The sequence below is a fragment of the Caulobacter sp. CCNWLW153 genome, assembly GCF_036889365.1.
Taxonomy (GTDB): domain Bacteria; phylum Pseudomonadota; class Alphaproteobacteria; order Caulobacterales; family Caulobacteraceae; genus Caulobacter; species Caulobacter radicis.
This window is the reverse complement of record NZ_JBAKFV010000001.1, coordinates 562,642-579,894: the sequence shown is the minus strand read 5'-3', so window position 1 is coordinate 579,894 and position 17,253 is coordinate 562,642. Positions and strand designations below refer to the sequence as shown.

Sequence of the window (17,253 nt, the reverse complement as noted above, 5' to 3'; positions counted from 1 at the left end):
GCGAAAGCCGCTACCGCCGACTCCCAACGCGTATCCCGCCACCGAAGCAACAGGATACCCAACGGGAGTTGTCTAATCCTTGACATTCCCCGATCCGAACGCGCGGCACAAGCCTTGGAGCCCGTTTCCGGCGCCAAGTTCGTGGATGTTTCGGTTCTGACCATGGGATTCCATCCCTAGATGGGACGACTGTAGGCCAAAGCAAGCGATCAGTGGGCTGCGGAACATCGCCGCAGGCTCTAATCTTTCTGCAAGCGACCGGAATCGTGCTGCAAGCGGCGCCGCAAGAAGGAGTTCGCCCGGTGGGCGGAGACGAGATGTCCGAGATTCACGAGGCGTCGGAAGACGCGCACGCCCCGACGCACACCGAAGCCAGCCCGCCGCTGGTGGCCTTCGACTTCGACGGCACGCTGACGGTGCGCGACAGCTTCACCGCCTTCCTGAAATGGCGGGTCAGCGGCGGCCGCTGGACGATGGGCATGATCCGCCTGGCGCCGGCCGCCCTGTCCTACCTGTTCCACCGGGATCGGGGCCGCATCAAGGCCGCGGCCATCCGCGAGTTCCTCAAGGGCGTGCCGCAGGAGCGGCTCGAGGCCCAGGCCCGCACCTTCGCCGAGACCCACGCCCAGAGCCTGTTCCGCCCCGACGCCCTGGCGGTGTGGCGGCGCTGGCGCGCGCAGGGCGCAAGGATGGTGATCGTCACCGCCTCGCCCGACACGGTGGTGGCCCCGTTCGCCCGCGGCATCGGCGCCGACCTGCTGATCGGCACCAAGCTGGCCTACGACCTGAACGGCAAGGTGACCGGCGGGCTTTCGGGCCCCAACTGCCGGGGCCCCGAAAAGGTGGTGCGCCTGCGCGAGACTTTCGGCGAGCGCGTGAAGCTGGCCGCCGCCTACGGCGACACCTCCGGCGACACCGAGATGCTGGCCATCGCCCAGGAGCGCGGCTACCGCATCTTCAAGGGCAAGCCGGTCTAGAACCAAGACCTCCCTCTGGAAGGGGAGGATCTTACTCCACGCTCGCGCCAGCCGACGTCAGGCCCGGCGCCTGGGTGCTGACCGACAGGCTGCCGATCGCCGCATAGGCCTGGTCGAAGACCGCCCGCTGGTCGTCGTCCAGCGCCTTGTAGAGCCTCGCCATCGCCTTGACCCGCCGCTGCTCGACGGCCAGTTGCTCGCGCTGCAGGGCAAGGCCCGCGCGGGCCTGGGCCAGCGGCGTCTCGTCCTGTGGCGCGGCGACGGCCAGGACCACGCCGGCCGGCCGGGCGCTGGAAGCCAGGATGAAGTCGCGCCAGCGATCCTGCTGGGCCGGCGTCAGGGCCAGGTTCTGGCGCAGCGTGGCCAGGCCCGCCGTCACTCCGTCCTGAAGCAGGCGATCGGAGACGATCTGCTGCACCTGCTCGGGGCTGACGCCGACGCGCATGGTGGCGATCCCGTGGCGCGGGGCCGGATCGGAGAAATCCTGGGCGTTGGCGGCCGCGCCGGCCAGGCTCAGGAAGGCCGAGAGGGCCGAAATCAGCGAAAGGCGGCGGCGGGCGGTCATGGCCGGGCTCCGGGGCTCGAGGATCGTCATGGGATCCTTTTCGCCGCCCTGCCCGGCCGATCTGGGGCCGGTTTGTTTCGCTCGATCGCTCGCGCATGGCCAAAGCGGGACCATCGCAACGGCAAAGAAAAAGCCGCCGGCCTCGTGGCCGACGGCTTCGTTCTCAGTGCTCGCGAGGGGAGCCTTACGCGCCGGCTTCGGCGGCGTCGCGGGTCTCGTAGACCTGGTCGACCAGACCCCAGGCCTTGGCTTCGTCGGCGCTCATGAAATGGTCGCGGTCCAGCGTACGCTCGACCTCTTCATAGGTGCGGCCGCAGTGCTTGACGTAGATCTCGTTCAGGCGACGCTTGGTCTTGATGATGTCCTCGGCGTGGCGCTCGATGTCCGAGGCCTGGCCGCGGAAGCCGCCCGACGGCTGGTGCACCATGATGCGGGCGTTCGGCAGGGCGATGCGCTGGCCGGCGGCGCCGGCGGCGAGCAGCAGGCTGCCCATCGAGGCGGCCATGCCCATGCACACCGTCGTCACCGGGCTCTTGATGTATTGCATGGTGTCGTAGATCGCCAGGCCCGACGTCACCACGCCGCCCGGCGAGTTGATGTACATGGCGATTTCCTTCTTGGGGTTCTCGGACTCCAGGAAGAGCAGCTGGGCGCAGATCAGAGAGGCCATGCCGTCCTCGACCGGACCGGTCAGGAAGATGATCCGCTCCTTGAGCAGGCGCGAGAAGATGTCGAAGGCGCGCTCGCCGCGGCTGGTCTGCTCGACCACCATCGGAACGAGGTTCATCGCCGTCGAAACCGGATCGTACATCATGTGGGGTTCGCCCTTCTCGAAATGTCTTTGCGGGCGCGAATCAGCGTCGCGCCAGCGCACCTCACGCATATCGCGTGGCGCTTAACAGGTTGCAAGGCGCCCGCCCCCAAGGAAAATGCGCAAAAGAAAAGGCGCGGATCTCTCGATCCGCGCCCTCTCGTTCGTTTCCCGAAGGGACGAGGCTTTTAGCCGCCGTAGCCTTCCGGCAGGTCGTCTTCTTCCAGGAGCTCTTCCTTGGAGACTTCCTTTTCCTCGACCTTGGCCTTGGCGAAGATCAGGTCGACGACCTTGTCTTCGTAGATCGGGGCGCGCAGCGAGGCCTGCAGGTCGGCGCGCTGGCGGTACATGTCGAACACCTGCTGGGCCTGGGCGCCGTACTGGCGGGCTTCGCGGACGATCGCTTCGTTCAGTTCCTGGTCGGTGACGACGACGTCGTTCTTGCGGCCGATCTCGGCGAGCACCAGACCCAGGCGCACGCGGCGCTCGGCGATCTTCTTGTACTCGTCCTGCAGCTGCTCTTCGGTCTTGTCGGCGTCTTCCGGCGGCAGGCCGCCTTGGGTCTTGTCGGCCTGGACCTGTTGCCAGATGCCGGCGAACTCGGCCTCGACCATGCGCGGCGGCAGGGCGAAGTCGTGCTTGCTGTCCAGCACGTCCAGCAGGGCGCGCTTGAGCTTGAAGCGCGAGCTGTTGGTGTAGCGGCCTTCCAGGTTCGACTTCAGCAGGTCCTTCAGGGCGGCCAGGTCGGCCAGGCCCAGGCGCTTGGCCAGCTCGTCGTCGGCTTCCGCGTCCACCGGGGCGCGCACTTCCTTCACGGTGGTGGCGAACTCGGCGTCCTTACCGGCCAGTTCGGCGGCCTGGTACTCTTCCGGGAACTTCACCTTCACGGTGACGACGTCTTCCGGCTTGGCGCCGACCAGTTGCTCTTCGAAGCCCGGGATGAACTGGCCCGAACCCAGCACCAGCTCGGCGTCGTTGGCCGTGCCGCCGGCGAAGGCGACGCCGTCGATGGTGCCGACGAAGTCGATCAGCAGCTGGTCGCCGTCCTTGGCCTTCAGGCTCTTGCCCTTGCGCGGCTCGTAGGTGCGGGCCTGCTTGGCCAGCTCGGCCAGGGCCTCTTCGACTTCCGAGTCCTCGATCTTGTAGACCGGCTTCACCAGTTCGATGGTCGACGGATCGATCGGCTCGAATTCCGGCATGATCTCGACGGCCAGTTCGAAGGCCAGGTCCTCGCCGCCGGCGACGACCTTGTCCATGTCGGACGTCGGCTTCAGGTCGGGCTGGCCGGCCGGACGCAGCTTGTTGTCGTCCAGGATCTTCTGGGTGGTCTCGTTGAGCGCCTGCTCGATGACTTCGCCCATCAGGCCCTTGCCGTACAGGCGGCGCACGTGCGCGGCCGGCACCTTGCCCGGGCGGAAGCCCTTGACGTTCATCTGCGGGGCGACTTCGGCGATCCGAGCCTCGAGACGCGTGGCCAGCTCACTCGCGGGCACCGTAACGCCGTAAACCCGGCTGAGGCCTTCGCCCGACTTTTCAACGATCTGCATCGACATTCTTAGCTTCTCGGATCCGGGCGCCCGCGCCCGTCGTCCGCCCCAGGGGTCAAAAAATCATAGCCGCCCGCGTCACCGGGGCGGCGAAAGAGCGCCCTTATGTCACGACACATCGCGTCGATCAAAGGGTATGGCGTCGCCGCGCGCAAAACGCTGCGCGCGGCGACATGGTGCGGATGAGAGGACTCGAACCTCCACGCCTCTCGGCGCTGGAACCTAAATCCAGTGCGTCTACCAGTTCCGCCACATCCGCGACGGCCCGTCCCCTAGCCCGCAAAGGCTTTTACGCCAAGAGGTTCTTTTTCCGGTAAGCGCCGGTATGGGAACGAAAGGGGCACTTCGGGACCTTTGGGGACTAGAAGTCCCGAAATAGTCCCGAATAATGTTCTCGGCCCGTTCACGGCTCGCGACCATGCCCTGGCCCATCCAACCCGATCGAATTACCCTTCGCGTCTGCCTCGATCTCGACTGGCGAGTCATCGTGTGCTGCCCGCACTGCCGGTATTCGACGCAGCTCCACCTAGAGCGGGTTGGGGCCGGCCGCGCCGGGTCGATCCCGCTGGGCAAATTGCTCGGAAGCGGTGTGTTCCGCTGCCATTCCCGCTGCGACGGCGTCCCGGCCGATCGGATATCGGTCTCGGCTATGGATGTTGGGATCTCCAGGAGTGTCGCCACCTGGTCGACCTACGACGTGGGCGGAAGTCGTTGCGTCAAGCTCGACGAGGACTGACCCTGGCATGGCCCAAATCTGGCCCACCCTGCGGCGTATCAAGACGGCGCTGACGATCCGCTGCATCCGTTGCGGCAACACCGCCGTCTGGAGCCGCGAGAAGGCGATCGTGAACCTGGGCGGACACACCATGCCCCACCAGATTCGTAGCAAGCTTCGGTGCAGCCGTTGCGGGGCCCGCGGTCGCCAGGATCTAATTGACCTCGACGCCCAGATGTAGCTTGGACAAGACGCCCAGGCGCGGCCGGAGGGCCCGCTAGCTGCCTTCGACCAGGCGCGGCCCCGGAAATCGAAGCTTTCGAGCCCGCTCCCGCAGTTCGTCGGCAACCGCTAGGGCAACCTCGGGCCCGTTTTCGTCTTCGTCCTTCTTGGCCTCGACCTCGTCGGCCAGCCGCTCGAAGTCTTCGGCCGTCTCCGGCTCATACGTCTCGATGATATCGGCGACTTCAAATTCGACGGTGGGATCAGGCATGTGGCGACCCTAGCGTCAGCGAGCACGCTCGCCTAGCTTGCGCGCATGACCGACTCCGCCGCTCCCGATGCCATCATCCTTGGCCGCGCCAACGACGACTTCTGGCGAGCCCATCCCGCCGTCGCCAAGGTGGAGACGACGAAGGAAGAGGACGCGTTCCAGACTTCGCTATGGCTACACGCGCCGGAGACTATCGTCGGCGCGCCCGTGGTGAACCAGGGCGTCAATGTTCCGACGCGCGATCCCGACTGGCGGTTCGAGAATGACGGACACGCGCCGCCGGCGTGGTTTTGGGCGACGCATCCCGCCATCGCGGCCTGGACGATTGAGCATGATGACGGCTTTGGCTCGATGTGGTGGATTGAGGTCTGGCTGAGGGACGCCTGACGATGTGCAACAACTACGCCATGCGGCGGACCCAGGCAGAGATCCTGCGGCTGTTCCAAGGCGTAGAGGATCGCGCCGGCAATATGCCGCCGCTCCCGGGCATCTTCCCTGACATGGCCGCGCCGATCGTGCGCCACGCTCTCGATGGCGGCCGCGAGCTGGCCATGGTTCGGTGGGGCCTCCCAGCTCCGTTCTGGGCGATGAAGAAGGCGGCCACGGCGCGCGCTGACAAGAAGCGCGCTAAGGGCGAGGTGATCGACGAAGCGGCTTTTGCCGAGCTTCTTCGGATGGAGCCGGACAGCGGAACGACGAACGTTCGCGATCCCAAACACTGGATGGCCTACCTGGAGCCGGCCGAGCGGCGCGCCCTCGTGCCACTGACCGCCTTCGCCGAGCCGAACCAGGTCGGCGGAGTGCCTGGCGAGAACGTATGGTTCGCCCTGGGCGAGGACCGCCCCCTCGCCTTCTTCGCCGGCGTCGGGATCCGCGACTGGACGAGCGTGCGAAAGGTCAAGAACGGCCCTGAGACCTGCGACCTCTTCGCTTTCCTGACGACGGACGCCAATTCCGAGGTCGGCGCCGTGCACAGCAAGGCCATGCCCGTCATTCTCACGACCGCCGAAGAGCGAGACGTCTGGATGCGCGCGCCCTGGTCGGAGGCTCGCGCCCTGCAGCGCCCGCTTCCCGATGGCGCGCTAATGGTCGTAGCTCGGGGGATGGGCCTAAAACAGGACCCCGGCGAGATCCAACCGATCTGACCTCGCGCTCGTCCATGTAATGCTTGGCGCGGAGCGCCAGGTGACCCTGCAGGCCTGGCCATTGGCCGCCGGCGGCTAGCCGAGATGGATCAGCTGCATGGCCGATCGCGTTAGTGCGCCATGCTCACGCCGCATGGACACACCTTCCAGATTGAAGCCCGAGGCCAAAAATGGCGCGGGACCTGGAAGCTGGAAGGTCGCGAGGTCTCCGTTTCCTCCGCCTACGGGTCAGCGCTGCGTCCAATCGGGCGAAAGGATCCCGCGAAGGTGGCGCAAGAGGTCCTGGCTGAGCTGGTCGACGCCTGGGCCCGCGGCCGCCCCTAGACGATCACTCGAGGCGGAGCCTCGGTCAGATCCTCGTACTCGCCGATCTCTTCGGTCAGGCCCTTCGCGGCGACGTCTGCCCGGGTAAGCACCTCGGTTTCCACCTCGCGAAGCACCCGGACCCGCACGCCGCGGTAACGCTGCCCCCGGACTGCGGATGTGGTCTGCGTCCGAATCTCGGTGCCGTACAGGCTGGCACTCAAATAGAGCAGCCCGGGCCGCAGCGCGTCATCGCCCTTAGCCGCGGCTTCGGCGGCCATGTCGTCGAGAAGGCTGTCGATCTCTTCCTTAGTCATGCCGGCGACCTACGGCGATTCCGCGCCGTTGATCGTCCATGGCGCGAAAAACTGACCCCATGTGCGTGGAAGACCTCGCCTAGGCGGCAGGGATGGAGCTTCCAGGGCCCGATCACCAGGCCTCAATTCCAGCCGAAGGTTTTCAGGTCCGTAAACAGCACCGATCCGACCATTTGGACAGCGTAAGATGAGCGCTCGCTCGCCCATCCAGAGTACTTGGCCTTGGCAGGCACCTTCGGACACATTCACCAGAACGCGACCCTGGAAGCCGGTTTGCGAAATCCGAGCAACCTGAACAAAGCCAAAGCTAGCGCACATTAGCGCCAAGCCGGCAATCGAAGCGCCTCCAATCACGCCGCTGATCCGGCCCGATGCGTTCAGACGAGACACCCAAAGGCCGTAGAAGATGAGAAACGGTATGCGGCTGTAGGACGTATCCCAACGCAAATGGATGACGGCGGCCGTCGCAAACATTGCCCACAAGGCAACAACTATGGTGAGCGCATAGTCGAGCAGTCTGGGATCTACCCTTTCCCAAACGACGAGCCGACCGATAACCCAACCGCCACCGAAGCATAGTGCTGGCGTGAATAGCGCGGTCGCCAAGAACAGGCCTGACCCGATGACGTCAGATGCACCTGCAAACTGCAGAAAATTCAGACCCCATCTGCTGAAAACCCAGCTGTTCATAGCCACAGCGAGCGCGAACAGCACCGCCGATAGCGCCGACAGCCACTGCGCCGCCAAGGCCAAAATAGACTGGTACTTCACTTCCTCCCCCCCACAGGCTCTACCAACCCCTACGAGATCGGTGCGAGAGCGTAAAGCGCACCGTACAGTTCACTATCTTTCTCAGTATTTTTTCAGACGAGACCGGCGGGTGACTTCCCCGCATATCCATTTCGAAGAGAAAGGACCCGCCGCGGGCGCAGAACGCGAAGCATCGGCCAGCATAGGCGGCCACATTTGTTTGATTTCATTTGGCTTTTTGCTTGACCGCATCAGCACCACGCCTATGTTGTGCGTGTTCGCAGCGGCGAACGCACAGCGCGAAGCGCCCTCGGGAATGGGGGCAACCCGAGCACGTGCAGCCCCCGCCGCTACGAGCGTGGGAGCTAAGCTGATGAGGAGATTTTCTCTGAGGCTGAAGCTTCGAGCGCCCCTGATCCGCCTGCATTTGGCGATGTCCTGGCGGACCAAGGGCTAACGAAGACAGGCGAGAAGACCGCTTAAGCGGCCCGCCTAGTTCCCAATGTAAGGCGGCCCGCTCACCCGGGCAAGGTCGCCAGAGTAAGCCGCCGCCCTAGAGCCTTCGTAGCGACGAGGGACAGAGGGCCTAGCCAACCCCGCCAAGGCGCATCGGCGCAAGGGCCTGGGGCGGCGGCCAGAGCAACCCAACGGCCCCGCATTGGCGGGACCTCGAATGGAACAGTGAACATGTCCTACATCCGCACCCAGCGATTCGGCTCCGGCGCCGTCATCCTCCGCAACCGTGACGGCTCCGCCCTCACCCTCGACCAGATCACCGCCAGCGCGCCCTCTGTGGTGGCCAGCGAGCCCCATGAAAGCCGGTCTGACCGCTATGCCTTCATTCCGACGCGCGACGTCCTGGCGGGCCTGATGAGCGAGGGCTTCGCCCCCTTCGAGGTGCGCCAGGGCGGTTCGAAAGACGCCGACAAGCGGGCCAAGACCAAGCACATGATCCGAATGCGCCACGCTTCGGCCGGCGCCGTGGAGATCGCCCGGGGCGACCGGATCGCGCCGGAAATCATCATCCTGAATAGCCACGACGGCTCGTCGTCCTACCAGCTCACAGCCGGGGCCTTCCGGTTCGTCTGCACCAACGGCCTGATCGCTGGCGACGCCTTCGAGCACATGAAGGTTGCCCATAAGGGCGACGTCATGGGCGAGGTGATCGACGCGGCGTTTCGCGTCGTCCAGGACTTCCCGCGCCTCGTCGACGGCGCCCAGGAAATGGCGGGCGTGCAGCTGTCGCAAGGCGAACGCCTGGCCTTTGCCCGCGCCGCCGCAATGCTGCGTTGGGAACCGGAGAAGATCGACGGCGAGGAGCGCCAGACAGCGCCGATCCCGGCCGAACAACTGCTGCGCATCCGTCGTGACGCTGATGCCCCCGGCGACCTGTGGCGCACGATGAACCGCGTACAGGAGTCGCTGATCGGCGGCGGCCAGACCTATTCGCAGCCCTGGACGCCCGGCCCGGGCCGCCAACGGCGCCCCACTCAACGCCGGGTCCGCGAGGTGAAGGGCATCGACCAGAACCGCCAAATCAACCGCGCCCTCTGGACGCTCGCCGAAGAAATGACCCGCCTCAAGGCCGCCGCCTGACCAAGCCGCCCCGGGGACACCCGGGGCGCCCTCCCCGCCGCGCATCGGCGCGACTGAAAACGGACCAAGACCATGACCAGCATTTCCGGCGCGCCGCGCCCCCTCGAAGACCGGCTCCGCGAGCTGATCGGTGAAGGCCTCTGCTACAGCCTCGCCGTGCAGGTGTTCGCCGAGCACCAGCGCCAAAACGAGCCGCACCTGTCCGCCTACCTCGACGCGACGGGCGACAAGACGAGCGAAGGCGAAATCGAGATCGACGGGGACGCCATCGTCTCCGACGGCGGCGACGGCGGCGCCTATGTCAGCGCCTGGGTGTGGGTCAGCGACGCCGAAGCGGGAATCAAGCGCGAATCGGCCTGCGACGACGAGGACGACGCCGATGCAGCGTGATCCCTGGCACGTCGGCCAGCTGCCGGGCGATAACGGCCGCGTCATCCGCGACCAGAACGGCCTTTTCGTCGCCGCCGCCCATACCGTCGCCGACGCCCTGCGCAGCGTCCAGCAGCACAACGCCGGCGAGTTCCGGGCGCGCCGGGTGCGGCACCCTACCGCCTAATCTGCCCACCGACCCTTTCACCCAATCTGCCCAGACGCATCGCCGCGCATTGGCGCGACACAGCAAGGACCACGACCATGACCACCGCTCAGAACCCCGCCGCCGTCCTTCGCGAAGCTGCCGAGGCTCACCTGGACGATCTCGTCACGGGCATGGCCGAAGGCCTCTATGAGCACAGCGACGCCAACCGCGCGGAAATCCGCGCCATCCGGCAGGCCCTGGGCCAGGCGCCGGCGTCAAGCCGCATCGAGACGCGCGCAACGGTCGTGCTCTCGACCGAGCATCTGAGCGCCGCAACCATCAACCTGTTGAACGCCTCGCCGCTGGAGGCCTGGCCCGTGGCCGGCGGGCGCATGATGTGGGGTTACATGCTGTGGGCGCCGGAGGATATCGACACCGGCGCCGAGGTTCCCTCCGAGCTGGCCGCCGCCCTGGCGTGGGCGCGCGCGTCCGGATTCGACTACGTCCTGTTCGACGCCGACGCCGATCCGCTCGACCACCTGCCCACGTTTGACCACGCTGCGGTCGTCTCGCCCCCTCCGGCCTAGTCTGCCCGCCCACCCTATCGCCCAATCTGCCTGACCACCGCCGCGCATAGGCGCGACACAGAACGGATCCGACCATGACCACCGCCCCGACCTTGAAGGCCATGCACCCCGTCTCGGCCGATCTCTCGTGCCTCCCCCTCCCCGGCTTCGCCCAAGAAAAGCATGATGGGGTCGGGGGGCTGGTCGATCCCCTCGCCGGCCTGGTCTCCAAGACCGGCCAGCCGATTGCCAACAAGGATGCGCGCCAGCTGCTGTCGATCCCCGCGCTGTGGGGCCTGCATGGCGAGCTGACGGCCCCGGGCGGGTTCGAGGAAGCCCAGAGCGTGTTCGCGGCCTCCTCGGGCCTTCCCAGCGGCTGGCGCTTCATGGTGTTCGACCACGCCGGCAGCTCGGCCGCGTTCGTCGATCGCCTGGCCATGGCCCGCCGGAAGGTCGAGAGCCTGGGCGCCCAGGACGTGGTTCAGATCGTGCCGGCGCGGAAGGTGACGACCCTGGCCGCCGTCCGCGACGCCCTGGAAGAGGTGATCTCGCGCAACGGCGAGGGCCTGGTCCTCAAGTGCGGCCCCTGGGGCTACCGCGAGGGCAAGGCCTCCTCGACGCGGGGCGAGGCCGTGAAGGTCAAGCCGACGGACGAACTGGAAGCCTCCATCCTCGAGGTGCGCGCCCGGGCCGATGATCCCGAAGCGGCCGGCTCGGTGCTGCTGGATCTCGGCGGCCAGGCCTTCGCCGCTCCCGTCGCCCTGTCCCGCGCCCAGGCCATGCGCCTCATGACCCAACGGGCCAGTCTGCCCGGCCGCGCCGGCACCATCCGCTTTTCGGGCTTCACCGAGCGCGGCGTGCCCCGCTGCGCCCGCTTCATCGGGGTTCGTCGCGACCTCGCGGCCTAGACCCTAAGCCCCAGTCTGCCCGCACCACCGCCGCGCATAGGCGCGACACAGAAAGGATCGACGATGACGACCAACGCCCACCCTGATCAGCCCGAAACGCTGGAAGAGGCGATCAACCGCATCCTCTCTGGCGCCCTGCTCAGCGCGAGCTGCCTCACCCCATTCGACGATGACCCGTCCATCCAGAACAATGCCCGCGCTGAGCTGCTGGAGGCCGTCACCCGCCACACCGTCCCGTCGCCGCCCGCCCCTTCGGCGTGGAGCCACGATATGACCGCCGCCCCTAAGAATGGCCCTGATTTCCTCGCCAAGAACGCTAAGGGCGACGTGCGCCGTTGCTGGCGGGCGGCCCCTTCCTCGCGCACTGATGAGATCCGCACGTTCAACCAACAGAAGTTCGCAGCCGTCGCCTGGATGCCGTTGGACGCCGTCGAGCAAGCCACCCCCGCCCAGCCCTATACGGTCTCGGCCGAGGGGGAGCACGATCGGTTCTGGCTTATCCTGAAGGAGCCAGGCCGAGTCCCTGAGCTGAAGGGGCCGTGGCTCAACGGCAAGGGCGTCATGACCAAGACGCTGCGCGAGTTCATCGCCGCCCGTCCGACCGCCTACATTGACGTGCTGTCGTGGGGCGCTTCGGGGCCGCTAGTTCAACATGGCCCCGAGGCCCTTCAGGTCCTCGACGGCCGCTCGATGGGCGTCGGCAGGAAGCACAACGCGAGGACGGCCGAGGCACACTCGGCTTACCACGCCCCTCCCGCTCCATCTCCGGTTTCGCGGGCTCTGGAAGCCGTCTCGAAGCTCGCGCAGGGCAAGCTCTCAGCCTACCCAGACTTCGGCGCTGCCGACCCTGCAATCCTTCACACGATCAACCTGACAGGCGAGCAGCTTGAGGCACTTGCCGCTCTCCCCGCGCAGAAAGCCGAGGCCTGAGCCGTGCCCACGCCCACCAAACTCACGCCCCTGCAGCGCCAGGCGCTGGCCCTCGTCGCCGCCGGCGCCGTGTTCGAGAACAACACGGGCTATGGATCCTGGCGGATCATGGGGGCCAGCCCCACCGTCGTCGGCCGGCTCGGGTCCATGGGCCTCGTCACCAAGGCCAGGGTCGACGACCGCAGCTACCGCTTCGAGCTCACTGAGACCGGCCAGAAGACGCACGACGAGGCGACCTAGCCAGCAACCCTATCCCCTAGTCTGCCTGCCCACCCTATCGCCCAATCTGCCCGAGGAGCATCCGCCCATGCCCGCCCAGATGTCCACCGTTCGCCAGGCCCGCGCGCTCGCCAAGGCCGCCGGCGTGCCGCTCTACAGCGCCGCTGGAATGGCCACCGTTCGGCCTCTTCTAGCCCTTGCGCAGCAAGGCGTTGCGCGCTCCCGATGACGTGACCGTTCGCGGGGACCGTTCTGCCGGAACGGTGGCCCGAACGGTGCCGTCAAAGCACGGTGGCGGTCCCACCCCGATCGGCTAGTCTATACCACCACCGCCGCGCATAGGCGCGACCCAGAAAGGACCACCGCATGACCTTCCATATGTTCGGCCTCCGCGGAGAGCCGCTTTCCGGCCCCGAGAGCCGCGCGCTGCGATCGCTGCTGAACCTGGAACGCCGGCACGTCACCGCCCTGGCCAACGCCCTGGGTTTCTTCAAGCGCGAGGTCACGACCAGCGACGTGACGATGTGGGAGCGCTCCAAGACCCACGGCTATCCCGAAGCCCTCACCACCGCCCTCGACCAGATCCTGACGGCCGTGCGCAACGCGGGCGACGTCTTGGCCGCGCAGGCCTGCACGACCGCGGCGGCCAACAAGGACGAGGTTGCTGCGATCCGGCGCCCGTTGGGTGCGCGTCGGGTCGTCGGCCTCCTGGATCTGCCCGCCGAGGGCCTGGTGTTCTCGGCGGCCGGCATGGCTATCCTCGACACCGCCGACGGCGACTTCTGGCAGGCCCTGGCTGACGCCATGACCAATTACGCGGTCTTCTCGATCCGCGACGACGAGAGCAACCCGTTCTGGATGGGCCCCGTCCGCATCGTCCTAGACCGTGAGCCGGGCTGATGCACAGCATCTCGCTGCAGCTCGTATCTGAGCTGGAGGCCTATGAGGCCGGCCGTCAGGCGGAGGACTATCAGCCCCCCGCCTATGTCCTGCTGACCCGCGACGAGGAACTAGCTCTCCTCGCCAAGTGGGCCCCACCAGGCAGCGTCGGCCGCCTTACGCGTTGGAACGGCCTGACGGTCGTGGCCGTCCCCAATAGCGCCTTCCCCAACCGCATCGTCAGCTGGGCCGAGCTGCACATGCACGGCGTCTACCGGCCGGCGGGCTACGTGGTGATGTCCACACCGGTGGCCGAGCCCTTCAGCTGGGTCCGCCAGCGCTTCGAGGCGCGCGACCAGGTGGTGATCGACAAGCCGGCGGCCCTAGGCTTCACCGAGCAAGCGGGCGTCACGGCCTGGGCCGAGCACTGGCGGCGTATCAACGGCGACACGGTCGACGCCAGCTTCTGGGAAGGCCAGCTGGGCGTCCCTTGGGTCGCGGCCGTGGACCTGGCGATCGACGACCCGAACGCGACGCGCCTACACATGAAGCCACCACGCATCGGAGGCGGGCTTTGATCGAGCGAGCCGCGCCGGCAACGTGCGGAATCGCACAGACCACCGCCTGAAGATCAGCACCCTCCGAATTTGCCAAAACAAGGGCCCCGCCTGCATGTCGCCCGAGCTATTGAAACAAGCCGCGATCATCGCCGCGCTTGTGTCCGGAGGGGTCGCGATCCTCACGTTGATCGTGTCGCAGATCGTCGCCGTTGTTACCCACTTCGCTCGCCTCCGACAGGAACGGACGATCGCGCAGGAGCGCCTCAAGGCGGAAACGCAGCTGGCCGTCTACAGGCTAGAAGAGGAACAGCGACTACGCCTAGCTGCGAAGCGCGCGGCTATCGCAGAGGAAGTGCTGACGTGCATCTACGAGTTGGAGCACGCAATTCGGCGAGTGCGATCCCCGCTAGTCCTTGCCCACGAGATGCAGCCAGAAGATGGCGTCCAGGACGATATCGCTCAACATTACGCCTATGCCGTGATCAAACGGATGCGTCAGGCCGAACCCGCGATCACAGCGCTCGACACCAAGCGCTTCGCTTTTCAGGCCTTGGTTGCGCGGGAAGCTGATACGCACTTTCGTGAGCTGACGCGCGTCTGGAACCGGATCTTTAACAGCGCAGAGACCTTGGTCCGCTACCGCAACCGTCATACAGCGGAGCTGCAGGATGTGATTGAGGCCTGCAACCGAGACATTTCCAGCTACTCCAACGACGGCGATCCGGGCTTCGAGGATGATGGCAAGGATCGCGTAGGCGTCCAGCTTAGGAAGGTTGTCGCTGCTCTCGAAGAAATCTGCCGCACGGCAATAACTGACGCGACGAAGGCGCAAGCGTTCTCAGCGATCGAGGCGCCGGAGCCAAAGCCGAAGCGGCGATGGTGGTGGCCTTTCGTCGCCGCGCCCCGTCGCGGTCCTCCGGCCATCTCCCCACCACCGGTCGCCCAACAACGGAAATGAAATGACCGCCGCAACTAAATTCACCGACTGGCTAGCCGCACAAAAGCATCGTGACGATCCGGTGGGCGATCTAGCTCGGGACGCGATATCCGATGCCAGCTTCCCTTGGAACGCCAGCGATACAAGGACGGTGAGCAGGTACTTGGCGCGTCGCGCCTCCTCCGCCGCGTTCGATGCTCTGGAAGACGCGGTTGCCGAATGGAGCCGTTGAGCAACGCGAGGCGGTGATTCGTCTCCGATTTCAGTGTCGCGGAGACTTTCTGGGCGCTTTGAGATCGTCTCGAGAGCGCGATGTTCACGGTGCGGGGCGAGTTATCCCTGATCTATCCACATGAACATGCGCCTTCGAAAGGATTAACCGCCGTCAACCTTCTCTCTCCCCTCGATTGCGGCATAATCCGCCTTGCCGGATTGCTACCGGCGGAAGGGAGGTGATCGAATGAAGATGACGGTAGAACTGCTGATTAGCTTGGCGCTGGCCCTGATGGCTGCGACCACGCTGGTCGCAGCCATCAAGTTGTAGCTTTGCACACTACCGGTTCCCCGAGGGGTAGGAGCCTCGGGGAATTTCCCGACGATAGACCGGACGCTATGGTCAAGCCAAGACGTGTCCGGTCACAAACGACAAAAGCGCCCCTCCGGCCGAAGCCAGAGGGGCGCTGATCGTTTGGAGCTCAAGCCCAGGGGCGAGCTGATGTCGTAGTTCGGCCCGCTACGCCGTGAACGTGCGGGCTAGGGCCGTTTTCGGTCTCGGGGTGAGAACGGCCACCAGGACCGCTTCTCCGGAGCCACGACGGCGTTGTGCGCATCCACCTTGGCCACCAGGCCGTCGGCCCTCTGCCCCTCGGCCTGCTTGGCGGCCTCCTGGGCCAGGCTGAAGACCAGAAGCGGCTTCACCACCGCCTCGAACAGATAGGCGCGCTCGGCGGTGGCCTCGGCCGAATAGGTCGGCGCCAGCGGCTGGGGCAGCGACGGCTTGGCCGGGTCCGGCGTGCGCGCCCGGTCAGCGGTCGTCAGCAGCAGGGTCGGCGACGCCGGCCGCACCTTCGTGGCGCACGCGCTCGAGGCCAGCGAGATAGCGGCGAAGAGCGTCATCGTGATCAGTCGACGTTGCGACCTCATAGCGGGCCTCCTGGGCGGTTTTCTGGATGTTGGCGACGTTGGTGGCGCGGCGGTCGTTGATGGCCGCTCCTGCCCCGTTGCTGGCGGCCTGCTGGCCGGCCACGACTGCGTTGGTCTGGGCGGTGTCGAGCCTGCGGGCCTTCGAACCCAGCGGGTCGGAGACGAAGTGCGCGGCCGTCATCAGGCCGGCGATGATCAGGCCGATGACGGCCACGGCGACACCCGCCCGGATCGCGCCCTTGGCGGTGTCGGAGAGCGGGCCAGTCACGGCGCGCCCTCCCCGTCTGGGACCGTGGGCGGCATCACCGACAGATCGATGTAGGTCCACGACTGGATCCAGAACGACCAGCAGAGCCGGCCATGGGGCTTGGGCGGAGTCGCCTCCGGCCCGATCTCCAGCCTGATGACGTAGAGGTCGCTCAGCACCTGGCGCAGCGAGTTGGCCAGGGCCTCGGGAGAGCACGCCCTGGCCGTCCACGGGATGGCCACGAGGTCAATATCCCGTTCCTGGCTCCCGTGGGCGGCCAGGGCGTAGCCCAGCGCCTTGGCCCGCTCGCGCAAGGGGCGCAGGACACGGCGGCCCAGAGCGCGAACCTGTTCGGGATCGGCCCCGTCGGTAGAGCACCCGCCGTCCTGGACGCAGAGAGGTTCCAGGCTCATCGCGCCGCCCGCCTGTTCCGGCTGTTGGTGATCTTCCGGGCGTACTCCTCGGCGTTGGCCTCGCCGTTGTAGACCTTCGTCACCTCCAAGATCCGGCCCGCCTGCAGGTCGTCCAGCACGCCCTTCGCCTTGCAGAACCGGAAGAAGCCCCGCAGCTGGTTGATCTCGTTCTCGTTCAGCCACCGGATCATCGACCAGGCGCTGCCGTGCTCAAGGAACTTGAAGTTGGCCCCCATCACCTGGAAGGCGCCCCAGCTGAACGACTGCAGCGCCGCCTCGGCGTCCAGCTTGATCATGTCCATCAGCTGTTCCCACCGGCCGGCCTGGTCGGCGGGCTGCGGGTAGTGGGCGCGCTGCTCGTAGGGGTGCGAATACTGCGGGTGGCTCTTGTCGAACTTCCCGTCGGACAGCCGTTTGAAGTAGTGGCTCTCCCGGCGGATCTTGAGCCGGCCTCGATCGAACCCCGCGCCCGACGACTCGACCTCGTGGAAGGCCGCCACCAGGTGGGGGTCGACGCTGAACTCGGCGCTGGTGGCGATGATGTCCGTCCAGTTCAGGGCCTGGGGCTCGTAGGTCTGCATGTAGACCTTGAAGCCGGTGCGGCTCTTGGGGCCGAAATCGCCGTCGATGTCGCCGGCGTAGAAGCCGCGCGCCGCCATCGCGCGCTGGATCTCGCGCACGTCCGTCATGTTGATGCTCCGTGGGAATGCGCCCC

The 17,253-nt window shown here is 66.4% G+C and carries 25 protein-coding genes and 1 tRNA gene; 15 read left to right on the top strand and 11 right to left on the bottom strand.

The window, feature by feature from the left end:
* The first annotated feature begins 317 nt into the window (after window positions 1–317).
* Window positions 318–977: an HAD-IB family hydrolase gene (locus V6S85_RS02640; protein WP_101717729.1), complete on the top strand. Its 660-nt coding sequence runs from the start codon at window positions 318–320 to the stop codon at window positions 975–977.
* A 31-nt stretch (window positions 978–1,008) separates the two neighbouring features.
* Here V6S85_RS02640 and V6S85_RS02635 read toward each other — a convergent pair whose 3' ends face one another.
* The 4 genes from V6S85_RS02635 to V6S85_RS02620 all read right to left on the bottom strand — a co-directional run bounded on the left by V6S85_RS02635 (window position 1,009) and on the right by V6S85_RS02620 (window position 4,159).
* The gene (locus tag V6S85_RS02635; RefSeq protein ID WP_334347952.1) at window positions 1,009–1,542 is read right to left on the bottom strand and encodes a Spy/CpxP family protein refolding chaperone; all 534 of its coding nucleotides are present in this window, start codon (window positions 1,540–1,542) and stop codon (window positions 1,009–1,011) included.
* 184 nt (window positions 1,543–1,726) lie between these two features.
* Window positions 1,727–2,356, bottom strand: coding sequence for an ATP-dependent Clp protease proteolytic subunit (locus V6S85_RS02630; protein WP_116491503.1), 630 nt, complete (start codon window positions 2,354–2,356; stop codon window positions 1,727–1,729).
* Window positions 2,357–2,541: 185 nt separating this feature from the next.
* Entirely contained in the window at window positions 2,542–3,900 is a 1,359-nt protein-coding gene (gene tig, locus V6S85_RS02625) for a trigger factor (RefSeq protein WP_279629676.1), read from the bottom strand.
* Between the two features lie 174 nt (window positions 3,901–4,074).
* Window positions 4,075–4,159 (bottom strand) — tRNA-Leu (locus tag V6S85_RS02620).
* Window positions 4,160–4,643: 484 nt separating this feature from the next.
* On the opposite strand from V6S85_RS02620, the gene V6S85_RS02615 reads away from it, so the two are divergent.
* The gene (locus V6S85_RS02615; RefSeq protein ID WP_334347951.1) at window positions 4,644–4,856 is read left to right on the top strand and encodes a hypothetical protein; all 213 of its coding nucleotides are present in this window, start codon (window positions 4,644–4,646) and stop codon (window positions 4,854–4,856) included.
* A gap of 36 nt (window positions 4,857–4,892) precedes the next feature.
* Here V6S85_RS02615 and V6S85_RS02610 read toward each other — a convergent pair whose 3' ends face one another.
* Window positions 4,893–5,108, bottom strand: coding sequence for a hypothetical protein (locus V6S85_RS02610; RefSeq protein ID WP_334347950.1), 216 nt, complete (start codon window positions 5,106–5,108; stop codon window positions 4,893–4,895).
* Window positions 5,109–5,153: 45 nt separating this feature from the next.
* On the opposite strand from V6S85_RS02610, the gene V6S85_RS02605 reads away from it, so the two are divergent.
* Together V6S85_RS02605 and V6S85_RS02600 are read left to right on the top strand one after the other, a co-directional pair.
* Window positions 5,154–5,495, top strand: a complete 342-nt coding sequence (locus V6S85_RS02605; protein ID WP_334347949.1) for a hypothetical protein — start codon at window positions 5,154–5,156, stop codon at window positions 5,493–5,495.
* Between the two features lie 2 nt (window positions 5,496–5,497).
* The gene (locus V6S85_RS02600) at window positions 5,498–6,253 is read left to right on the top strand and encodes an SOS response-associated peptidase (protein ID WP_334347948.1); all 756 of its coding nucleotides are present in this window, start codon (window positions 5,498–5,500) and stop codon (window positions 6,251–6,253) included.
* Window positions 6,254–6,573: 320 nt separating this feature from the next.
* On the opposite strand, the gene V6S85_RS02595 is transcribed toward V6S85_RS02600, so the two are convergent.
* Together V6S85_RS02595 and V6S85_RS02590 are read right to left on the bottom strand one after the other, a co-directional pair.
* A complete protein-coding gene (locus V6S85_RS02595) occupies window positions 6,574–6,873 on the bottom strand; it encodes a hypothetical protein (protein ID WP_334347947.1) in 300 nt (99 codons plus the stop codon).
* 9 nt (window positions 6,874–6,882) lie between these two features.
* Window positions 6,883–7,644 (bottom strand): hypothetical protein, encoded by a 762-nt coding sequence (locus V6S85_RS02590; protein ID WP_334347946.1) that lies wholly within the window; start codon window positions 7,642–7,644, stop codon window positions 6,883–6,885.
* A gap of 666 nt (window positions 7,645–8,310) precedes the next feature.
* On the opposite strand from V6S85_RS02590, the gene V6S85_RS02585 reads away from it, so the two are divergent.
* The 11 genes from V6S85_RS02585 (at window position 8,311) to V6S85_RS02535 (ending at window position 14,967) form a co-directional block, all read left to right on the top strand.
* The gene (locus V6S85_RS02585; RefSeq protein WP_334347944.1) at window positions 8,311–9,219 is read left to right on the top strand and encodes a DUF932 domain-containing protein; all 909 of its coding nucleotides are present in this window, start codon (window positions 8,311–8,313) and stop codon (window positions 9,217–9,219) included.
* A gap of 72 nt (window positions 9,220–9,291) precedes the next feature.
* On the top strand, window positions 9,292–9,609 hold the full coding sequence (locus tag V6S85_RS02580) for a hypothetical protein (protein ID WP_334347943.1): 318 nt from the start codon (window positions 9,292–9,294) through the stop codon (window positions 9,607–9,609).
* Complete coding sequence (locus tag V6S85_RS02575; RefSeq protein WP_334347942.1) at window positions 9,599–9,775, top strand: hypothetical protein; 177 nt, start codon at window positions 9,599–9,601, stop codon at window positions 9,773–9,775. The genes V6S85_RS02580 and V6S85_RS02575 overlap by 11 nt, the downstream gene beginning before the upstream one ends.
* Before the next feature lie 77 nt (window positions 9,776–9,852).
* A complete protein-coding gene (locus V6S85_RS02570) occupies window positions 9,853–10,323 on the top strand; it encodes a DUF5983 family protein (RefSeq protein WP_334347941.1) in 471 nt (156 codons plus the stop codon).
* Between the two features lie 74 nt (window positions 10,324–10,397).
* Complete coding sequence (locus V6S85_RS02565; RefSeq protein ID WP_334347940.1) at window positions 10,398–11,210, top strand: hypothetical protein; 813 nt, start codon at window positions 10,398–10,400, stop codon at window positions 11,208–11,210.
* Window positions 11,211–11,273: 63 nt separating this feature from the next.
* Window positions 11,274–12,140, top strand: a complete 867-nt coding sequence (locus tag V6S85_RS02560) for a hypothetical protein (RefSeq protein ID WP_334347939.1) — start codon at window positions 11,274–11,276, stop codon at window positions 12,138–12,140.
* A 3-nt stretch (window positions 12,141–12,143) separates the two neighbouring features.
* A complete protein-coding gene (locus V6S85_RS02555; protein WP_334347938.1) occupies window positions 12,144–12,380 on the top strand; it encodes a hypothetical protein in 237 nt (78 codons plus the stop codon).
* Window positions 12,381–12,725: 345 nt separating this feature from the next.
* Window positions 12,726–13,259, top strand: a complete 534-nt coding sequence (locus V6S85_RS02550) for a hypothetical protein (RefSeq protein ID WP_334347937.1) — start codon at window positions 12,726–12,728, stop codon at window positions 13,257–13,259.
* Window positions 13,259–13,816 carry a hypothetical protein gene (locus V6S85_RS02545; protein ID WP_334347936.1) on the top strand — a complete coding sequence of 186 codons (558 nt, stop codon included), beginning with the start codon at window positions 13,259–13,261 and terminating at the stop codon, window positions 13,814–13,816. The genes V6S85_RS02550 and V6S85_RS02545 overlap by 1 nt, the downstream gene beginning before the upstream one ends.
* A gap of 94 nt (window positions 13,817–13,910) precedes the next feature.
* Window positions 13,911–14,756 (top strand): hypothetical protein, encoded by an 846-nt coding sequence (locus V6S85_RS02540; protein ID WP_334347935.1) that lies wholly within the window; start codon window positions 13,911–13,913, stop codon window positions 14,754–14,756.
* Window position 14,757: 1 nt separating this feature from the next.
* A complete protein-coding gene (locus V6S85_RS02535) occupies window positions 14,758–14,967 on the top strand; it encodes a YozE family protein (RefSeq protein WP_334347934.1) in 210 nt (69 codons plus the stop codon).
* 521 nt (window positions 14,968–15,488) lie between these two features.
* Here the strand turns inward: V6S85_RS02535 and V6S85_RS02530 are convergent.
* Genes V6S85_RS02530 through V6S85_RS02515 form a run of 4 tightly spaced genes read right to left on the bottom strand, consistent with a single transcriptional unit; the run spans window position 15,489 to window position 17,227 of the window.
* On the bottom strand, window positions 15,489–15,800 hold the full coding sequence (locus V6S85_RS02530; RefSeq protein ID WP_334347933.1) for a hypothetical protein: 312 nt from the start codon (window positions 15,798–15,800) through the stop codon (window positions 15,489–15,491).
* Window positions 15,760–16,146 (bottom strand): hypothetical protein, encoded by a 387-nt coding sequence (locus tag V6S85_RS02525; RefSeq protein ID WP_334347932.1) that lies wholly within the window; start codon window positions 16,144–16,146, stop codon window positions 15,760–15,762. Before V6S85_RS02525 ends, V6S85_RS02530 begins: the two co-directional genes overlap by 41 nt.
* Window positions 16,143–16,538 carry a hypothetical protein gene (locus V6S85_RS02520; protein ID WP_334347930.1) on the bottom strand — a complete coding sequence of 132 codons (396 nt, stop codon included), beginning with the start codon at window positions 16,536–16,538 and terminating at the stop codon, window positions 16,143–16,145. The genes V6S85_RS02525 and V6S85_RS02520 overlap by 4 nt, the downstream gene beginning before the upstream one ends.
* Window positions 16,535–17,227: an N-acetylmuramidase domain-containing protein gene (locus V6S85_RS02515; RefSeq protein ID WP_334347929.1), complete on the bottom strand. Its 693-nt coding sequence runs from the start codon at window positions 17,225–17,227 to the stop codon at window positions 16,535–16,537. The genes V6S85_RS02520 and V6S85_RS02515 overlap by 4 nt, the downstream gene beginning before the upstream one ends.
* Window positions 17,228–17,253 lie beyond the last annotated feature (26 nt).